Source organism: Tsukamurella tyrosinosolvens, assembly GCF_900104775.1.
GTDB classification, from domain to species: domain Bacteria; phylum Actinomycetota; class Actinomycetes; order Mycobacteriales; family Mycobacteriaceae; genus Tsukamurella; species Tsukamurella tyrosinosolvens.
This window is the reverse complement of record NZ_FNSA01000003.1, coordinates 2374814-2388878: the sequence shown is the minus strand read 5'-3', so window position 1 is coordinate 2388878 and position 14065 is coordinate 2374814. Positions and strand designations below refer to the sequence as shown.

Genomic DNA, 14065 nt, shown 5'->3' with positions numbered 1-14065 from the left:
TCAAGATACCCGATCATCAGCCCGATTCCGCGACGACGCCGCGCCGCACGGCGGCGATCGCCGCGGTGGCGACGGTCGCCAGACCCGGGCGGGTCTCGAACGAGGTCTGCTTGATCTGATCGAGCAGATCGATCACCTGTCGGCACCAGCGGACGAAGTCGCCCGCCGGGAGCGGGCGGCCCCGCTCACCTGCTGCCATCAGTACGGCGGCGAGCGTCCCGCCGGCGGCCCACTGGTGCATCGGCGCGACGAAACCGATGTCCGGCTCGCGGCTCGGCTCCAGCCGGTGCGCGGCTTCCGCGGCGACGATGTCGGTCCACCGGTCCGCGACGTCCCGCACGGCCGAGCGCACTGCGCCGGGAACCTTCTCGCCGGTCAGGAGCATCCCGCCGCGTTCGCCGCGGGACTCGAAGACCAGCGCGCTCACCACCGCCGCGAGGCCGGCCGGGTCGAGGCCGTCGAAGACGCCGTCCTCGATGCACTCGCAGACGAGCAGGTCGGATTCGCTGTAGACGCGGGCCAGACGGTGCCCGGCCTCGGTGAGTTCGGACTCGCCGTCGACCGTCTCGATGTACCCGCGGTCGCCGAGCAGCGCCACGATCCGCTCGAACGTGACGGCCAGCGACGACGTGGTGGCGCGGACCGTCGCCGCCGACGCGGTGACCTCGCGCTCCAGCCGGGCGTAGCGTTCGGCGAGCCGGTCCAGCTCGGGGGCGCGCTGCCCGGTGTGCGCGGGGTGGGCCCGCATCCGGGCCCGGAGGTCGGCGAGCTGGGTGTCGGACGCGGCGGGCCGCTGCGCCTTCGCCTGCTGCCGCGGCGCGGAGATGGCGCTGTTGCGCAGCGTGGACGCGAGATCGCGCTTGCCGCGGCCGGAGCGGTAGTCGGCGTTCTTCGGTACCCGGAGCGTCCCGAGCACGGCGATGTCGCCCACGAAGTCGGCGGCGCCGACGCGGCCCGACCAGCTGCTCTCGGTGACCACGACGGGCTTGGGATCGCGGCGGTCGCCCGAGGGCTCCACCACCAGTGCCAAGCCCCGGCGGCGGCCGCCCGTCACGGCGATGACGTCGCCGCGGCGCAGCTCGGCGAGCGCGGTGGCGGCACCGTCGCGGCGGTCCGCGAGATGCTCGCGGCGCAGGGACCGCTCCCGGGCCCGGACCGCCTCGCGCAGCCGTACGTACTCGAGGTAGTCGGCGCCGCCCGCGGCCTCGGTGATCTGGGCGCTGAGCGTCGCGAGCTCCTTCTCGCCGCGCTCGACGCGCTTGGCCAGCCCGACGACGGACCGGTCGGCCTGGAACTGCGCGAAGCTGGCCTCGAGCAGTCGCTCGGCACCATGGCGGCCGAGACGGTCGAGCAGGTTGATCGACATGTTGTAGCCGGGCGAGAACGAGCTGATCAGCGGGAACGTGCGGGCGCCGGCGAGACCGGCGACCTCCTGCGGGCGCACGCCGGTCTGCCACAGCACCACGGCGTGGCCCTCGATGTCGATACCACGGCGGCCGGCCCGGCCGGTGAGCTGGGTGTACTCGCCCGGGGTCAGCTCGACGTGCGACTCGCCGTTGTACTTGACCAGGCGTTCCAGCACGACGGTGCGCGCGGGCATGTTGATGCCCAGCGCGAGGGTCTCCGTGGCGAAGACGGCCCGCACCAGGCCCTTCACGAACAGCTCCTCGACGGCGTGCCGGAACGCGGGCAGCATGCCGGCGTGGTGCGCGGCGAAGCCGCGGAGCAGCGCCGCGCGCCACTCCTCGTAGCCCAGCAGGTCGAGGTCGGCGGGCGAGAACTCCGCGACGTGCTTGTCGACGATGCGGCCGATCTCCTCGGCCTGCGCCTGATCCGTGAGCACCACCGGCGACCGCAGGCACTGGGTCAGCGCCTGTTCGCAACCGGACCGTGAGAAGACGAACGTGATCGCCGGCAGCAGGCCCTCGGCGTCGAGCAGCGCGATGACGTCGGGCCGCGGGATCGGGCGACGGGTCGCCTGGGGGCGGCCCCGGCCGCCGGTGCGGCGCCCCGTGCGGCTGTTGATACCGGGTTCGAAGCTGCGGTCCAGCGATTCGCGCTGCTTGACGTAGCGCACCAGGTCGGCGTCGAGGACGAGGTTCTTCTGGCCCGACTCCTGCGCCGTGCGCAGCGCCTTCGTGTCGAAGAGGTCGAACAGCCTGCGGCCGACGAGCATGTGCTGCCACAGCGGCACCGGGCGGTGCTCGTCGACGATCACCTCGGTGCTGCCGCGGACCTCCGTGATCCACGCGCCGAACTCCTCGGCGTTGGACACCGTCGCCGACAGGCTGACGAGGCGCACGTCCTGCGGGAGGTGCAGGATCACCTCCTCCCACACCGCGCCGCGGAACCGGTCCGCGAGGTAGTGCACCTCGTCCATCACGACGTGGCTCAGGCCGTCGAGGGTGGTCGAATTCGCGTAGAGCATGTTCCGCAGCACCTCGGTGGTCATCACGACCACGGGTGCGGAGGAGTTGATCGCGGTGTCCCCGGTCAGCAGCCCGACGTTCTGCGCGCCGTAGCGCGCCGTCAGTTCGGCGTGCTTCTGGTTGGAGAGCGCCTTGATCGGCGTGGTGTAGAAGCACTTGGTGCCGCCCGCGAGGGCCAGGTGCACGGCGAACTCGCCGACCACGGTCTTGCCGGCGCCGGTCGGGGCGCAGACGAGAACGCCGCGTCCCTGCTCCAGCGCGCGGCAGCCCTGGACCTGGAACGGGTCGAGGGTGAACTCGAGGGCGGCGGTGAAGCTGTCGAACTCAGAGGACGTCATCGAACCCCGAACGCGGGATCGAGGCGCGCGTGATCTTCTCGGGCTCGTCGAGCGGGGCGGGGGCGGCGAGGGTGCTTCCCGACGGGCCCGCCGAGGCGCCGATCGGCTGCGGGGACGACGGTGCCGGCGACGCCGTCTCGTCGTCGAGCTCGCCCGTCCAGGCGTCCGCGCCGACGCTGCGCTTGGCCTTGCGGCGGTCGTTCCACCGCGCGAACTGGATGGAGAGTTCGAGGAGCACCGCCAGCGCTGCTCCCAAGGTCAGCATCGTGAACGGGTCGCCGGTCGGGGTCAGGAAGGCCGCGAAGACGAACATCGAGAGCAGGAGTCCCCGCCGCCACTGCTTGAGCTTGGCGTACTTGAGGACACCGACCAAGTTGAGCGCGATGATGAACAGCGGCAGCTCGAAGCTGATGCCGAAGATCGCCATCACGTTCAGCACGAAGCTGAAATAGTCGGGACCCTGCAGGGCCGTCACCTGGGTCTCGTTGCCCACAGACAGGAAGAAGTTGAAGGCGCTCGTGATCATCAGGTAGCCGAGCACCGCGCCGCTGACGAACAGGGTGCCGCCGAGCGCGACGAAGGCCGCGGTGTACCGCTTCTCGTTGCGGTGCAGCGCGGGCACGATGAACGCCCAGATCTGGTACAGCCACACGGGGCAGGCCAGCAGCACACCGGTGGCGACGGCGACCTTCAGGCGCAGATTGAACTGGTCGAAGACGCCGGTCGCGAGCAGCCGGCACTCACCGTCGCGGGTGATCGATGCGCGCGAGGTGGGCGGGAGGTCGCAGTACGGGCCTGTGAGCAGGTGGCCCGTCGAGGGCAGCCCGAACGGGCCGTGGCTGTACCACCAGAAGCCGACGATCGAGGTCAGGACGATCGCCAGCAGCGACCACAGCAGCCGGGTCCGGAGCTCGTAAAGGTGCTCCACGATCGACATCGTGCCGTCGGGGTTGACGACGGCACGACGACGACGGGGATCGAACGGAATCTTCAAAGGGACAGGCGGCGACTACGCCGACTTGTGGTCGGCCTCGGACGGCTGCACCGTCTGGACGTCGATCGGCTGCTCGGTGACCTGCGCCTGCGGCTGCTCAGTAGCGGGCTTCTTCTCGCCCTCGGTCTTCATCTCGTCCATCTCGCTCTTGAAGATGCGCATCGAACGCCCCAGGCCGCGCGCCGCGTCGGGCAGCTTCTTGCCGCCGAACAGAATCAGCAGAACCACCGCGGCGATGATCCAGAACGTCGGGGTATGCCAGCCCATGATGATGCCTCACTCACTTCGCGAATATCTCTACTGAGACTACCGGACCGCGTCCACCCCGACCGACCGCTGACGGACCGCCGGACATGTCCACTTCATGAATAGTTGGCGAGACCGGCGGCCGCGCGGTCGGCGACGGCGTCGGCCAGCGACTGCGGGCCGCGTACCGTCAGCTCCCCGCCGAAGCTGAGCACGAACCGCACCATCCAGGCCTCCGTCGCGTACTGCATCGTCGCGGTGACCGGGCCGCCCGGCTCGTCGGTGAGCACCGTGAACGGGTGGTACTCGAGCGCCCACGCGGCCCCCGGCCCCACCTCGACCGTCGCGGTGGTCAGCTCGTCCGCGGCGGCACCGTCGAACAGGCCCGACGCGGGCTCGACGTGCTGCGGCACCGACGCGGCCTCGTCGAGCACGACGACCTCGTCGATCCGGTCGAGCCGGAACATCCGCAGGCCCTCGCTGGCGCGGCACCAGGCCTGCAGGTAGCTGTGGCCGTCGAAGGTGTCGAGGGCGATGGGGTCCACGTCGCGCTCGGTCGCGGCGTCCCGGGTCGCGGAGTAGTAGCGCAGGTGCAGGGCCCGGCCGTCGCGCAGCGCGCCGCGGACGGTGCCGGCGATCGCGGCCACGGGCCCCGTGTCCTGCGCGCCGTCGATCGACGCGACCGTGTCGCGGCCCGCTCCGGCGACGGCGGCCTCCAGCTTGGCGATGGCCCGCAGCACGGCCGCCGGGTCGGCGACGCCGGGCGAATCCGCCAGGGCCCGCAGCGCGAGCAGCAGCGACGCGGCTTCGGGGCCGGTCAGCTTGAGCGGTCGGTCCAGTTTGGCGCTGAACTCGATGTCGACGCCGTCCTCGTCGTAATCGATCTCGATGAGGTCGCCGGGGAACATGCCCGGCAGCCCGCACATCGTCAGGCCCGTGATGTCCTTGCGCAGCTGGGCGACGGTGACGCCGAGATCGGTGGCGGCCCGCTCCAGGTCGGCGTCCGGGTGGGTGCGGAAGTACGGGATCACGTTGAGCCAGCGCGCGAGGCGCTGCATCTGCCGGCTCGGCTGCTTCGACTGTGTGCTCATCGCTCCCCCGCCAGTGCCGTGAGTCGGTCGACGACGGCGTCGCGCAATTGCTGCGGCTCGAAGACCACCGCGTCGGGTCCGAGGCCGCTGACCTCGCGGGCCACGGCGTCGACCGAGCGCATCTCCACCGTCAACTCCGTGCCGGGCCGGCCCCGGAAGGCACCGTCGGCCTGAGCCGAGGCGAGCCGACGGAGACCGTCGCCCTTGCCCTGCGCGACCCACAGCCGGGCGATGCCGACGGGCTCGCGCTCGGCGACGGTGGCCACGACGTGCGCGTGCAGGTCGAATCCCTCCGGCGGCCGGACAGTGGCCGGGCTGCCGGTGACCGCGCCGCCGCGGACGCGACTGAGCTTGAACGTGCGGACCGCGTCGCGCGCGACGTCGTGACCGACGGCGTAGGCGCTGCCGCGGAAGGTGACCACGCCCCAGGGGTGCAGCGTGCGGTCGACGTAGGGCTGCGCCGGGTTCGCGCGGTGCTCGAAGGTGACCTGGCGACGACGGTCGACGCCCTCGAGCATGGCGAGCAGTGCCCCCTCCGCGCCGCGGTCCGGGGCGATGCCGGGGCTGACGCCCGCACCGGGGCCATCGACGTCCATGCCGCCGGCGCGCAGCTTCTGCACCGCGGACTGCGCCGCGGCGGACAGCTCGGGCGACTGCCACAGGGCCGAGGCGACGGCGACCGCAGTCGCCTCCTCGGGATCGAGGTCGATGTCGCCGAGGGCGTACTCGTCGAGCGCGATGCGGTAGCCGACGGCCGAGTTGATCCGGGAGACCGGGGCGACCTCGATGGGCACCCCGAGTTCCCGCAGGTCGGCCTTGTCGCGCTCGAACATGCGCTCGAACGCCTCGTCGTCGGACTCCGGGTCGTACCCGAAGACGTTCGCCCGGATGTAGTCCCGATCGAGCGGGCGTTGCGTGTACAGCAGGCATATCACCAGGTTGGTGAGACGCTCGATCCGCGAAGTTGCCACGTGTCGATCTTACGTTCTATGCGCGCGCTCGGCCCGCATCGACGCGATGTCGCGTCACATCGACGCGATGAGTCGCTCGACGCGCTCGTCGACGTTGCGGAACGGGTCCTTGCACAGCACGGTGCGCTGGGCCTGGTCGTTGAGCTTGAGGTGCACCCAGTCGACGGTGAAGTCGCGGCCCGCGGCCTGCGCGGCGGTGATGAAGTCGCCGCGGAGCTTCGCGCGGGTGGTCTCCGGCGGGTTCTTCACCGCGGCGTCGACGGCCTCGTCCGTGGTCACCCGCGTGGCCAGCCCGCGGCGCTGCAGGAGGTCGAACACGCCGCGGCCGCGCTTGATGTCGTGGTACGCGAGATCGAGCTGCGCGATCTTCGGGTCCGACAGGTCCATCGAGTACTTGTCCAGGTAGCGCTGGAAGAGCTTGCGCTTGATCACCCAGTCGATCTCGGTGTCGATGCCGGAGAAGTCCTGTGTCTCGACGGCGTCGAGGGTGCGGCCCCACAGGTCGACGACGCGACTGAGCTGCTCGTCGGGCTCGCGCGTGGCGAGGTAGTCGACGGCCTTGGCGTAGTACTCGCGCTGGATGTCCAGGGCGCCCGCCTGCCGGCCGCCGGCGAGGCGCACCTCGTGCCGCCCGGTGGTGTCGTGGCTGACCTCCCGGATCGCCCGGATCGGGTTGTCGAGCGAGAAGTCGCGGAACTGGACGCCGGCCTCGATCATCTCGAGCACCAGGTGGGCGGTGCCAACCTTGAGCATGGTGGTGGTCTCGGACATGTTCGAGTCGCCCACGATCACGTGCAGGCGGCGGTACTTCTCGGCGTCGGCGTGCGGCTCGTCGCGGGTGTTGATGATGGGCCGGCTGCGGGTGGTGGCGCTGGAGACGCCCTCCCAGATGTGCTCGGCGCGCTGGCTCAGGCAGTACGTCGCGTTCTTCGGCGTGAGCAGCACCTTCCCGGCGCCGCAGATCAGCTGCCGCGTGACCAGGAAGGGCAGCAGCACGTCGGCGATGCGCGAGAACTCCCCCACGCGGCCCACGAGGTAGTTCTCGTGGCAGCCGTACGAGTTGCCCGCCGAATCGGTGTTGTTCTTGAACAGGTAGATGTCGCCGCCGATGCCCTCGTCCTGCAGCCGCTGCTCGGCGTCGAGCAGCAGGTCCTCCAGGACCCGCTCGCCGGCCTTGTCGTGCGTGACCAGTTGGAGCACCGAATCGCACTCGGCGGTGGCGTATTCGGGATGGCTGCCCACGTCGAGGTACAGGCGCGAGCCGTTCTGCAGGAAGACGTTCGAGCTGCGGCCCCAGGAGACCACGCGCCGGAAGAGGTACCGGGCGATCTCGTCGGGGCTCAGTCGACGGTGCCCGTGAAAAGTACACGTGACACCGAACTCGGTCTCGATTCCCATGATTCGCCGCTGCACGTGACGAACACTACCTCTCGACGAGTCCGCCGTGGTCATGCCTCTGTTCGGTGCGGCGTGCGCCTGATCCCGTCGAGGACGAATCCGAGGTGCCGCCGCCAGGCCTCGTCGTCGTCGGGGTGCAGCGCGATGATGTTCGCGACCGCGACCATCAGGGTCCCCAGCTCGTCGAACCCGAAGTCGTCGCGGAGCACGCCGGCGACGTGGGCGCGTTCCAGGACCGCGAGCACCGCACTCCCCGCCCGGCCGCACTCGGCGACCAGGTCCACGGTGCCGATGGATCCGCGCGCGACGGCCTCGTTGACCGCGCGGTCGCGCGCCTGCGCGGAGATCAGCGCGTCGAGGAAGGTCGCGAAGGCGGTCCACGCGTCGGGTTCGGCCGCGGAGTCCGCGGCGATCGCGTCGATCCGTGCCATGCGGTCGGGCAGCACCGCGTCGACCAGTTCGCCACGGTCGGCGAAGTGGTTGTACAGGGTTCCGATACTCACGCCGGCCCGCTTGGCGATCCGTTCCAGCGGCACGTCGACGCCCTCTTCGGCGAACGACAGCCTCGCGGCGTCCACCAGTTTCTGCCGATTGCGCACCGCGTCCGCCCGAGGAGACATGACGCCAGCTTAGCAATCTTGAGGAACACCTCAACTTCTGATACTAAGTTGAGTATGACCTCAACTACTGCGCAACCCGTCCTTTTCGTCGTCGGCGCCGGTCCCGGTCTCGGCATGGCCGTCGCGCGTGCCTTCGGCCGGCGCGGACACCGCGTCGCGATCGCTTCCCGCTCGGCGGACCGTCACCCCGCGTACCTCGCCGAACTCCGCGCACTCGGCATCGACGCCGAGGCCTTCGTGGTCGACGCCGCACGCCCCGGATCCCTCGTCGACGCCGCTGCCGCCGTGGTGGAGCGGTTCGGCCGGATCGACGTGGCCTACTACGGCGCGGGCGCGCCCGTGGATCTCGCGCCGATCACCGAGCTGACGCCGGAGGCGGCGACCGGCGCGCTCGGCACCGTCGCCCCCGTGGTCGAGTTCGCGACCGCCGTCCTGCCCGAGCTGCGTGCGCACGACGGGGCCCTCGTCCTCGTCGGAGGCCTCAGCAGCGTGGTGCCGATGCCGCACCTCGGGGCGCTCACCCTGGTCGCCGCGGCGTACCGCGCGTACGCCCTCAACCTGCACGCGGCCCTCGCGCCGGAGGGCGTGTACGCCGGCACCCTCACCGTCGGCGGGATGATCGCGGGCGGCGATATCGCCGCCTCGGTCGCGGCGAGCTCCCCGGCGCAGGACTATTCCGCGATCACCCTGCAGCCCGGCGATCTCGCCGAGACCGTCGTCGCCCTCGTCAGCGAGCGGTCCGCTCCGGAGGCCGTCATCGACGTGATCAGCTGACCGCCGCGGCGACCGGCACGCTTGCGGGTAGCGTCCTGGTGCGTCGGCGGTGATCGACGCGGTAGGCCAGGAGCGCGAGCGGGACGAGCGCCGCGCTGGGCACGAGGAAGGCCGCGACGAGGGCCTCGGGCGGCAGGAACTCCCCCATCGTCATGGAGAAGACCAGGTTGAACCCGGCGTGCGCGACGGACGTCGGCCAAATACTGCCGGAGCCGTACCACAGTGTGCTCCACACGATCTCGAGCAACATCGACATCACGATCCACAGTGGGATGAGCAGCAAGACGTCGCGCAGGGGCGGCTGGAAGCCGAAGTAGCCGACCGAGGCGAGCGGCCAGTGCCACGCACCCCACACCGCGCCCGTCGCCCCGGAGGCCGCCGTCGGCCTCCCGCGCAGGATCGGCAGGTCCGCCAGCGCCCCGCGCAGGTAGGCGGTCCACCCGAACTCCTCGCCGAAGAACACCGGCGCCAGCACGATCATGATCAGCGGGCCGAAGGCCACAGCCTGCAGGTGCGCGGGGATCCCGTCCGCGGGCATGGTCATCACGCCGGTCGCAAAGCCCAGCGGCAGGGCGATCACGAGAAGCGCCGGTGGGATCGCGAGGGCGGCGAGGTACCACCGCCACTGCGCGCGGAGCTGCGGCCGCAGCCCCGCGCCCGCCAGGCCCTGCCGGGTGATCCACAGGCGCACCACGAGGGCGGCGATGGCCGGGAGGAACGCCGCGGTGATCAGCTGGATCGCCGGATCGTCGAGCGGGTGGCCCAGCCCGTACGCGGCGAACCACAGTCCCCAGGACGGCAGGAACGTGAGCGCGAGGAACCAGGTGATGCCACGCCGGTGCACGGAGGTGTCGTTCATGCCTCCAGCACACCGGATCGACGGTCCGCGGTCACGGGCGCGCACGCCCGATCCCGCGGTGGTGCCAGCGCTACCCCGCGCCGGCGCGACCCGACTCAGCTCAGCAGTTCCGCGACCCGCTCGTCGGAGAGCCGCTTGAAGGCGCGGCGCGGGCGGGTGTGGTCGAGGATCGCGACTTCGAGCTCGCCCGCACCGAACGTCTTGGCCTCCGCGGTCGCCGACGACGAGCCGTTCGACGGTGCCGGCGCTCCCAGCGCCTTCACCGCGAGCGACACGGCGGCCGCGAGATCGAGATCCTCGGCGTAGCCCTCGGTGAGCACGGGCGTGATCGTCTCGGTCTGCCCACCCATGACCACGAACTGCTTCTCGTCGCCGACGGAACCGTCGTAGCCCACGCGGTAGAGCCGCGAGCCGGTGTTCTCGGGGGTGCCCACCTCGGCCACGCACAGTTCGACCTCGTAGGGCTTGGCCTGCTCGGTGAAGACGGTGCCCAGTGTGGAGGCGTACGCGTTGGTCAGCGACCAGCCGGTCACGTCGCGCCGCGAGTACTGGTAGCCACGGGTGTCGGCGAACTGGATGCCCGCGCGGCGCAGCGACTCGAACTCGTTGTACTTGCCCACGGCGGCGAAGCCGATGCGATCGTAGATCTCGCTGATCTTGTTGAGCGAGCTCGGATTGTCGGCGACGAAGACGACGCCGTCGGCGTACTTGAGCACCACGACGCTGCGGCCGCGGGCGATACCCTTGCGCGCCAGCTCCGAGCGATCGCGCATGATCTGCTCGGCGGAGGCGTAGTACGGGAACGTCACTGCTCGCCTCCCCTCGCCGCGATCACCCGGTCCGTCGCGGCGGCAACGTCCTCCTCGGCGATCTCCACGGCACCGTCGGCGGTGATGACGATCGCCGTCGGGTAGAGCTTGCGGAGTACGTCGGGGCCGCCCGTGGCGGTGTCGTCGTCGGCGGCGTCGAACAGGGCCTCGGCCGCCACGTCGAGCGCACCGTCGGCGTCGAGGCCGGGCCGGAAGCGCTTCTTGATCGACGACTTCGCCCACGCCGAGCCCGAGCCGATCGAGTGGTAGCCCACCTCGTCGTGCCAGTCGCCGGTGACGTCGTAGGAGACGATCCGGCCGCGGGACTCGGCCTCGTCGAAGCCGACCAGCAGCGGCACCGCGGCCAGGCCCTGCAGGGCGGCGCCGAAGTTGCCGCGAACCATGCCGGCCAGACGATTCGCCTTGCCGTCGAAGGTGAGCGGCACGCCCTCGATCTTCTCGTAGTGCTCGAGCTCGACGGTGAACAGCTTCACGATCTGCTTCGCGATCCCGGCGGTGCCGGCGATGCCCACCGCGGTGAGCTCGTCGGTGACGAAGGTCTTGACGATGTCGCGCTGCGCGATGAGATTGCCCATGGTGGCGCGGCGATCACCCGCGAGCAGCACGCCGCCGTCGAAGGCCACGGCGACGATCGTCGTGCCGTGCGGGACGTCCGGCGCACCGTCGGACCCGGAACCCCGGCCGGGCAGCGCCTCGGGCGCCACAGCGGCGAGATGCTCCACGAACGACGATCCGCCGTGCAGCGGGGTCACTGGCCGCCCTTCTGCACGTACGCGCGCACGAAGTCCTCGGCGTTCTCCTCGAGCACGTCGTCGATCTCGTCGAGCAGATCGTCCGTCTCGTCGGTCAGCTTCTCGATGCGCTCGTGGCCGGCACCCGACGGGCCGCCCGCAGCATCCTCATCGTCCCCGCCGCCGCCACGCTTGACCTGCTCCTGCGCCATCTCGCTGCCTCCTTAGCGACCGAATCCGGGCCGCTCGACCCGATGTACCAACACTACCGGCCTACACTGCAGCCGTGGATCCGTACACGCCGCCGAGCATGCCCGATCCGGTGCTGGTGAGCATCGGCGACATCCACTGCACGCGCACCGAGATCATCACGCCGGTCGGGTCGTTCCCCGTCATGGGCTCCCAGTGGACCGTGACGAACCACAGCGTCACGACCCGCGCGATCCCCACCTGGGCCATCGTGATGGCGATCGTCGGAGCTTTCGCGGTCTGCGTGTTCTCGCTGTTCTTCCTGCTCGCCAAGGAGGACCGCACACAGGGATTCGTGCAGGTCACCGTGGTCGGTCCGGAGGGTCGATCGTTCACCACCAGCGTCCCGGTGTACTCGCCCTCGGCGGTGCAGGACGTCTACCAGCGCGTCGACTACGCCCGGAACCTCGCCATCGGCATGTAGCCCGACGGTCCGCCGTTCCTCCCGCGGGGGTTCTTCGCCGAGTAGTGGGTTGCAACCCGATGATCAGCGAGAAACACCCGCGTGAGCGAGCCGTGATCGCGGAACGTGGCGCGCCGCCTCAGGCGGGGCGGAGGCGGACCACCGGGATCGGGCGCGACGTCTTGCGCTGGTACGCGGCGTAGCGGCCGCCGTTGTTCGCGTCGGCCAGGTCCCAGAGCCGCTGGTAGTCGGCGTCGCCGGGCTTGAGCGCCTCCACCGTGGCCGGGAAGCGGTCGGTGCCGACCTGCACGTCGACGGTGCCGGCCGTGACCATGTTGTGGTACCAGGCCGGGTTCCGCGGAGCGCCGCCCTTCGAGGCGACCACGATGTAGTCGTCGCCGTCGCGCACGTAGGTCAGCACCGTGGTGCGGGGCTCGCCCGACTTCGCCCCGACGGTGCGCACGATCAGGCTGGGCACGCCGAAGAGCAGCTTGTGCCCCACACGGCCCCCGGATCGCACGTACAACTCGCCGTGCGCCTTGAGCACCTCGGGGAAGGCCTTCGCGTAGAGCTTCCCCACCTCACGACCGATGTCCATGGCCCTAGCCTCGCAGAGAATCCACGAGATCGCGCGCGGAGGCGGCGTCGTCGAGCAGCCGGCCGACGTGCTCCTTGGTGCCCCGCAGCGGCTCCAGCGTGGGGATCCGGACCAGCGACTCGGCGCCCACGTCGAAGATCACCGAATCCCAGCTGGCCGCGGCGATCTCGGTGCCGAAGCGGCGCATGCACTCGCCGCGGAAGTAGGCGCGGGTCGACTCGGGCGGCGTGCTGACGGCCTCCATCACCTGCTGCTCGGTGACCAGGCGCTTCATGGAGCCGCGGGCGACGAGCCGGTTGTACAGGCCCTTGTCGAGGCGCACGTCGGAGTACTGCAGGTCCACGAGCTGCAGCTTCGACGCCGCCCAGCCCAGGCCCTCGCGCTGCCGGATGCCCTCGAGCAGGCGCAGCTTGGCCGGCCAGTCGAGCTCGTCCGCGAGCCGCAGCGGGTCGTCGGCGAGGGTGTCGAGGACCCGCACCCAGGTGGCGTGGACGTCCAGCGCGCGGGCATCGTCGGAGCCGTCGAGGAAGGCGCCCACGCGGTCCGCGTAGGCGCGCTGGATGTCGAGCGCCGTCATCGTCCGGCCGTCGGCGAGTTCCAGCTGCGCGGTGAGCGAGAGGTCGCGCGAGACCTGGTGCACGGCGGTCACCGGTGTGGCGAGCTGCAGGTCGGAGAGGTCGATTCCCGCTTCGATCAGGTCGAGGACCAGCGCCGACGTGCCCACCTTGAGGTAGGTGGAGGTCTCCGCGAGGTTGGCGTCGCCGATGATCACGTGCAGCCGGCGGTACTTGTCCGGGTCGGCGTGCGGCTCGTCGCGGGTGTTGATGATGCCGCGCTTGAGGGTGGTCTCCAGCCCCACCTCGACCTCGATGTAGTCGGCGCGCTGCGAGAGCTGGAAGCCCGGCTCGTCGCCGTTGGCGCCGATACCCACGCGGCCGCTGCCGGTGAAGACCTGCCGGGTCACGAAGAAGGGCGTCAGACCGGTGACGATCGCCGCGAACGGCGTCTCGCGCCGGCACAGGTAGTTCTCGTGCGTGCCGTACGAGGCGCCCTTGCCGTCGATGTTGTTCTTGTACAGCTGCAGCGCCGGCGACCCGGGCACCGTCGACGCGTAGCGGGCCGCGGCGTCCATCACCCGCTCTCCCGCCTTGTCCCAGATCACCGCGTCGAGCGGATCGGTGACCTCGGGCGCCGAGTACTCCGGGTGCGCGTGGTCGACGTAGAGCCGGGCGCCGTTGGTGAGGATCATGTTCGCCGCGCCGATCTCGTCCGCGTCGATGATCGGCGCCGGGCCGCCGCGCCCGAGGTCGAAGCCGCGGGCGTCGCGCAGCGGCGACTCCAGGTCGTAGTCCCAGCGGGTGCGCTTGGCGCGCGGCACCGCGGCGGCGGCCGCGTAGGCGAGCACGGCCTGGGTGGACGTGAGGATCGGATTGGCGGTGGGATCCTTCGGCGCGGAGATCCCGTATTCCACCTCGGTCCCGATGATGCGCTGCATACCGCCCAGCCTATCGGTGCTGATCGCGCGCGCTCGCCC

15 protein-coding genes are annotated in these 14065 nt (G+C 70.8%); 2 read left to right on the top strand and 13 right to left on the bottom strand.

Annotated features, from left to right (window positions below; genetic code table 11):
* Positions 1-16 precede the first annotated feature (16 nt).
* From BLW32_RS12975 to BLW32_RS12945, 7 genes are all read right to left on the bottom strand, one after another.
* The gene (locus BLW32_RS12975) at positions 17-2767 is read right to left on the bottom strand and encodes a DEAD/DEAH box helicase (RefSeq protein ID WP_068741910.1); all 2751 of its coding nucleotides are present in this window, start codon (positions 2765-2767) and stop codon (positions 17-19) included.
* On the bottom strand, positions 2754-3761 hold the full coding sequence (gene tatC / locus BLW32_RS12970; protein ID WP_068741911.1) for a twin-arginine translocase subunit TatC: 1008 nt from the start codon (positions 3759-3761) through the stop codon (positions 2754-2756). The genes BLW32_RS12975 and tatC overlap by 14 nt, the downstream gene beginning before the upstream one ends.
* A gap of 15 nt (positions 3762-3776) precedes the next feature.
* Positions 3777-4028 carry a Sec-independent protein translocase subunit TatA gene (tatA, locus tag BLW32_RS12965; RefSeq protein WP_068741912.1) on the bottom strand — a complete coding sequence of 84 codons (252 nt, stop codon included), beginning with the start codon at positions 4026-4028 and terminating at the stop codon, positions 3777-3779.
* A 95-nt stretch (positions 4029-4123) separates the two neighbouring features.
* Entirely contained in the window at positions 4124-5098 is a 975-nt protein-coding gene (locus BLW32_RS12960; protein ID WP_068741913.1) for a helix-turn-helix transcriptional regulator, read from the bottom strand.
* A complete protein-coding gene (locus tag BLW32_RS12955; RefSeq protein WP_068741914.1) occupies positions 5095-6069 on the bottom strand; it encodes a helix-turn-helix transcriptional regulator in 975 nt (324 codons plus the stop codon). The genes BLW32_RS12960 and BLW32_RS12955 overlap by 4 nt, the downstream gene beginning before the upstream one ends.
* A gap of 54 nt (positions 6070-6123) precedes the next feature.
* Positions 6124-7482: a Pup--protein ligase gene (gene pafA, locus BLW32_RS12950; RefSeq protein ID WP_102101917.1), complete on the bottom strand. Its 1359-nt coding sequence runs from the start codon at positions 7480-7482 to the stop codon at positions 6124-6126.
* Positions 7483-7517: 35 nt separating this feature from the next.
* A complete protein-coding gene (locus BLW32_RS12945) occupies positions 7518-8087 on the bottom strand; it encodes a TetR/AcrR family transcriptional regulator (RefSeq protein WP_074850555.1) in 570 nt (189 codons plus the stop codon).
* A 54-nt stretch (positions 8088-8141) separates the two neighbouring features.
* Here BLW32_RS12945 and BLW32_RS12940 point away from each other — a divergent pair, with 54 nt between their 5' ends.
* Positions 8142-8861 carry an SDR family oxidoreductase gene (locus BLW32_RS12940; protein WP_074850553.1) on the top strand — a complete coding sequence of 240 codons (720 nt, stop codon included), beginning with the start codon at positions 8142-8144 and terminating at the stop codon, positions 8859-8861.
* Here BLW32_RS12940 and BLW32_RS12935 read toward each other — a convergent pair.
* From BLW32_RS12935 to BLW32_RS12920, 4 genes are all read right to left on the bottom strand, one after another.
* Positions 8854-9720 (bottom strand): CPBP family intramembrane glutamic endopeptidase, encoded by an 867-nt coding sequence (locus BLW32_RS12935; protein WP_068741918.1) that lies wholly within the window; start codon positions 9718-9720, stop codon positions 8854-8856. The genes BLW32_RS12940 and BLW32_RS12935 overlap by 8 nt on opposite strands.
* A 95-nt stretch (positions 9721-9815) precedes the next feature.
* Positions 9816-10529, bottom strand: a complete 714-nt coding sequence (prcA, locus tag BLW32_RS12930; protein WP_068741919.1) for a proteasome subunit alpha — start codon at positions 10527-10529, stop codon at positions 9816-9818.
* Positions 10526-11302: a proteasome subunit beta gene (gene prcB / locus BLW32_RS12925; protein ID WP_068741920.1), complete on the bottom strand. Its 777-nt coding sequence runs from the start codon at positions 11300-11302 to the stop codon at positions 10526-10528. The genes prcA and prcB overlap by 4 nt, the downstream gene beginning before the upstream one ends.
* Entirely contained in the window at positions 11299-11493 is a 195-nt protein-coding gene (locus BLW32_RS12920) for a ubiquitin-like protein Pup (protein WP_068741921.1), read from the bottom strand. Before BLW32_RS12920 ends, prcB begins: the two co-directional genes overlap by 4 nt.
* Before the next feature lie 74 nt (positions 11494-11567).
* On the opposite strand from BLW32_RS12920, the gene BLW32_RS12915 reads away from it, so the two are divergent.
* Positions 11568-11954 (top strand): hypothetical protein, encoded by a 387-nt coding sequence (locus tag BLW32_RS12915; protein ID WP_102101912.1) that lies wholly within the window; start codon positions 11568-11570, stop codon positions 11952-11954.
* 118 nt (positions 11955-12072) lie between these two features.
* On the opposite strand, the gene BLW32_RS12910 is transcribed toward BLW32_RS12915, so the two are convergent.
* Together BLW32_RS12910 and dop are read right to left on the bottom strand one after the other, a co-directional pair.
* Positions 12073-12531 (bottom strand): nitroreductase family deazaflavin-dependent oxidoreductase, encoded by a 459-nt coding sequence (locus BLW32_RS12910; RefSeq protein ID WP_068525631.1) that lies wholly within the window; start codon positions 12529-12531, stop codon positions 12073-12075.
* Positions 12532-12535: 4 nt separating this feature from the next.
* Positions 12536-14026: a depupylase/deamidase Dop gene (gene dop / locus BLW32_RS12905; protein ID WP_068741922.1), complete on the bottom strand. Its 1491-nt coding sequence runs from the start codon at positions 14024-14026 to the stop codon at positions 12536-12538.
* Positions 14027-14065 lie beyond the last annotated feature (39 nt).

Excerpts from the sequence above, each read along its gene's own strand:
- BLW32_RS12945 (WP_074850555.1), bottom strand. The coding sequence starts at position 8,087 with ATGTCTCCTCGGGCGGACGCGGTGCGCAATCGGCAGAAACTGGTGGAC.
- BLW32_RS12960 (WP_068741913.1), bottom strand. The coding sequence starts at position 5,098 with ATGAGCACACAGTCGAAGCAGCCGAGCCGGCAGATGCAGCGCCTCGCG.
- BLW32_RS12920 (WP_068741921.1), bottom strand. The coding sequence starts at position 11,493 with ATGGCGCAGGAGCAGGTCAAGCGTGGCGGCGGCGGGGACGATGAGGAT.
- dop (WP_068741922.1), bottom strand. The coding sequence starts at position 14,026 with ATGCAGCGCATCATCGGGACCGAGGTGGAATACGGGATCTCCGCGCCG.
- BLW32_RS12940 (WP_074850553.1), top strand. The coding sequence starts at position 8,142 with ATGACCTCAACTACTGCGCAACCCGTCCTTTTCGTCGTCGGCGCCGGT.
- BLW32_RS12975 (WP_068741910.1), bottom strand. The coding sequence starts at position 2,767 with ATGACGTCCTCTGAGTTCGACAGCTTCACCGCCGCCCTCGAGTTCACC.
- BLW32_RS12935 (WP_068741918.1), bottom strand. The coding sequence starts at position 9,720 with ATGAACGACACCTCCGTGCACCGGCGTGGCATCACCTGGTTCCTCGCG.
- BLW32_RS12910 (WP_068525631.1), bottom strand. The coding sequence starts at position 12,531 with ATGGACATCGGTCGTGAGGTGGGGAAGCTCTACGCGAAGGCCTTCCCC.
- tatA (WP_068741912.1), bottom strand. The coding sequence starts at position 4,028 with ATGGGCTGGCATACCCCGACGTTCTGGATCATCGCCGCGGTGGTTCTG.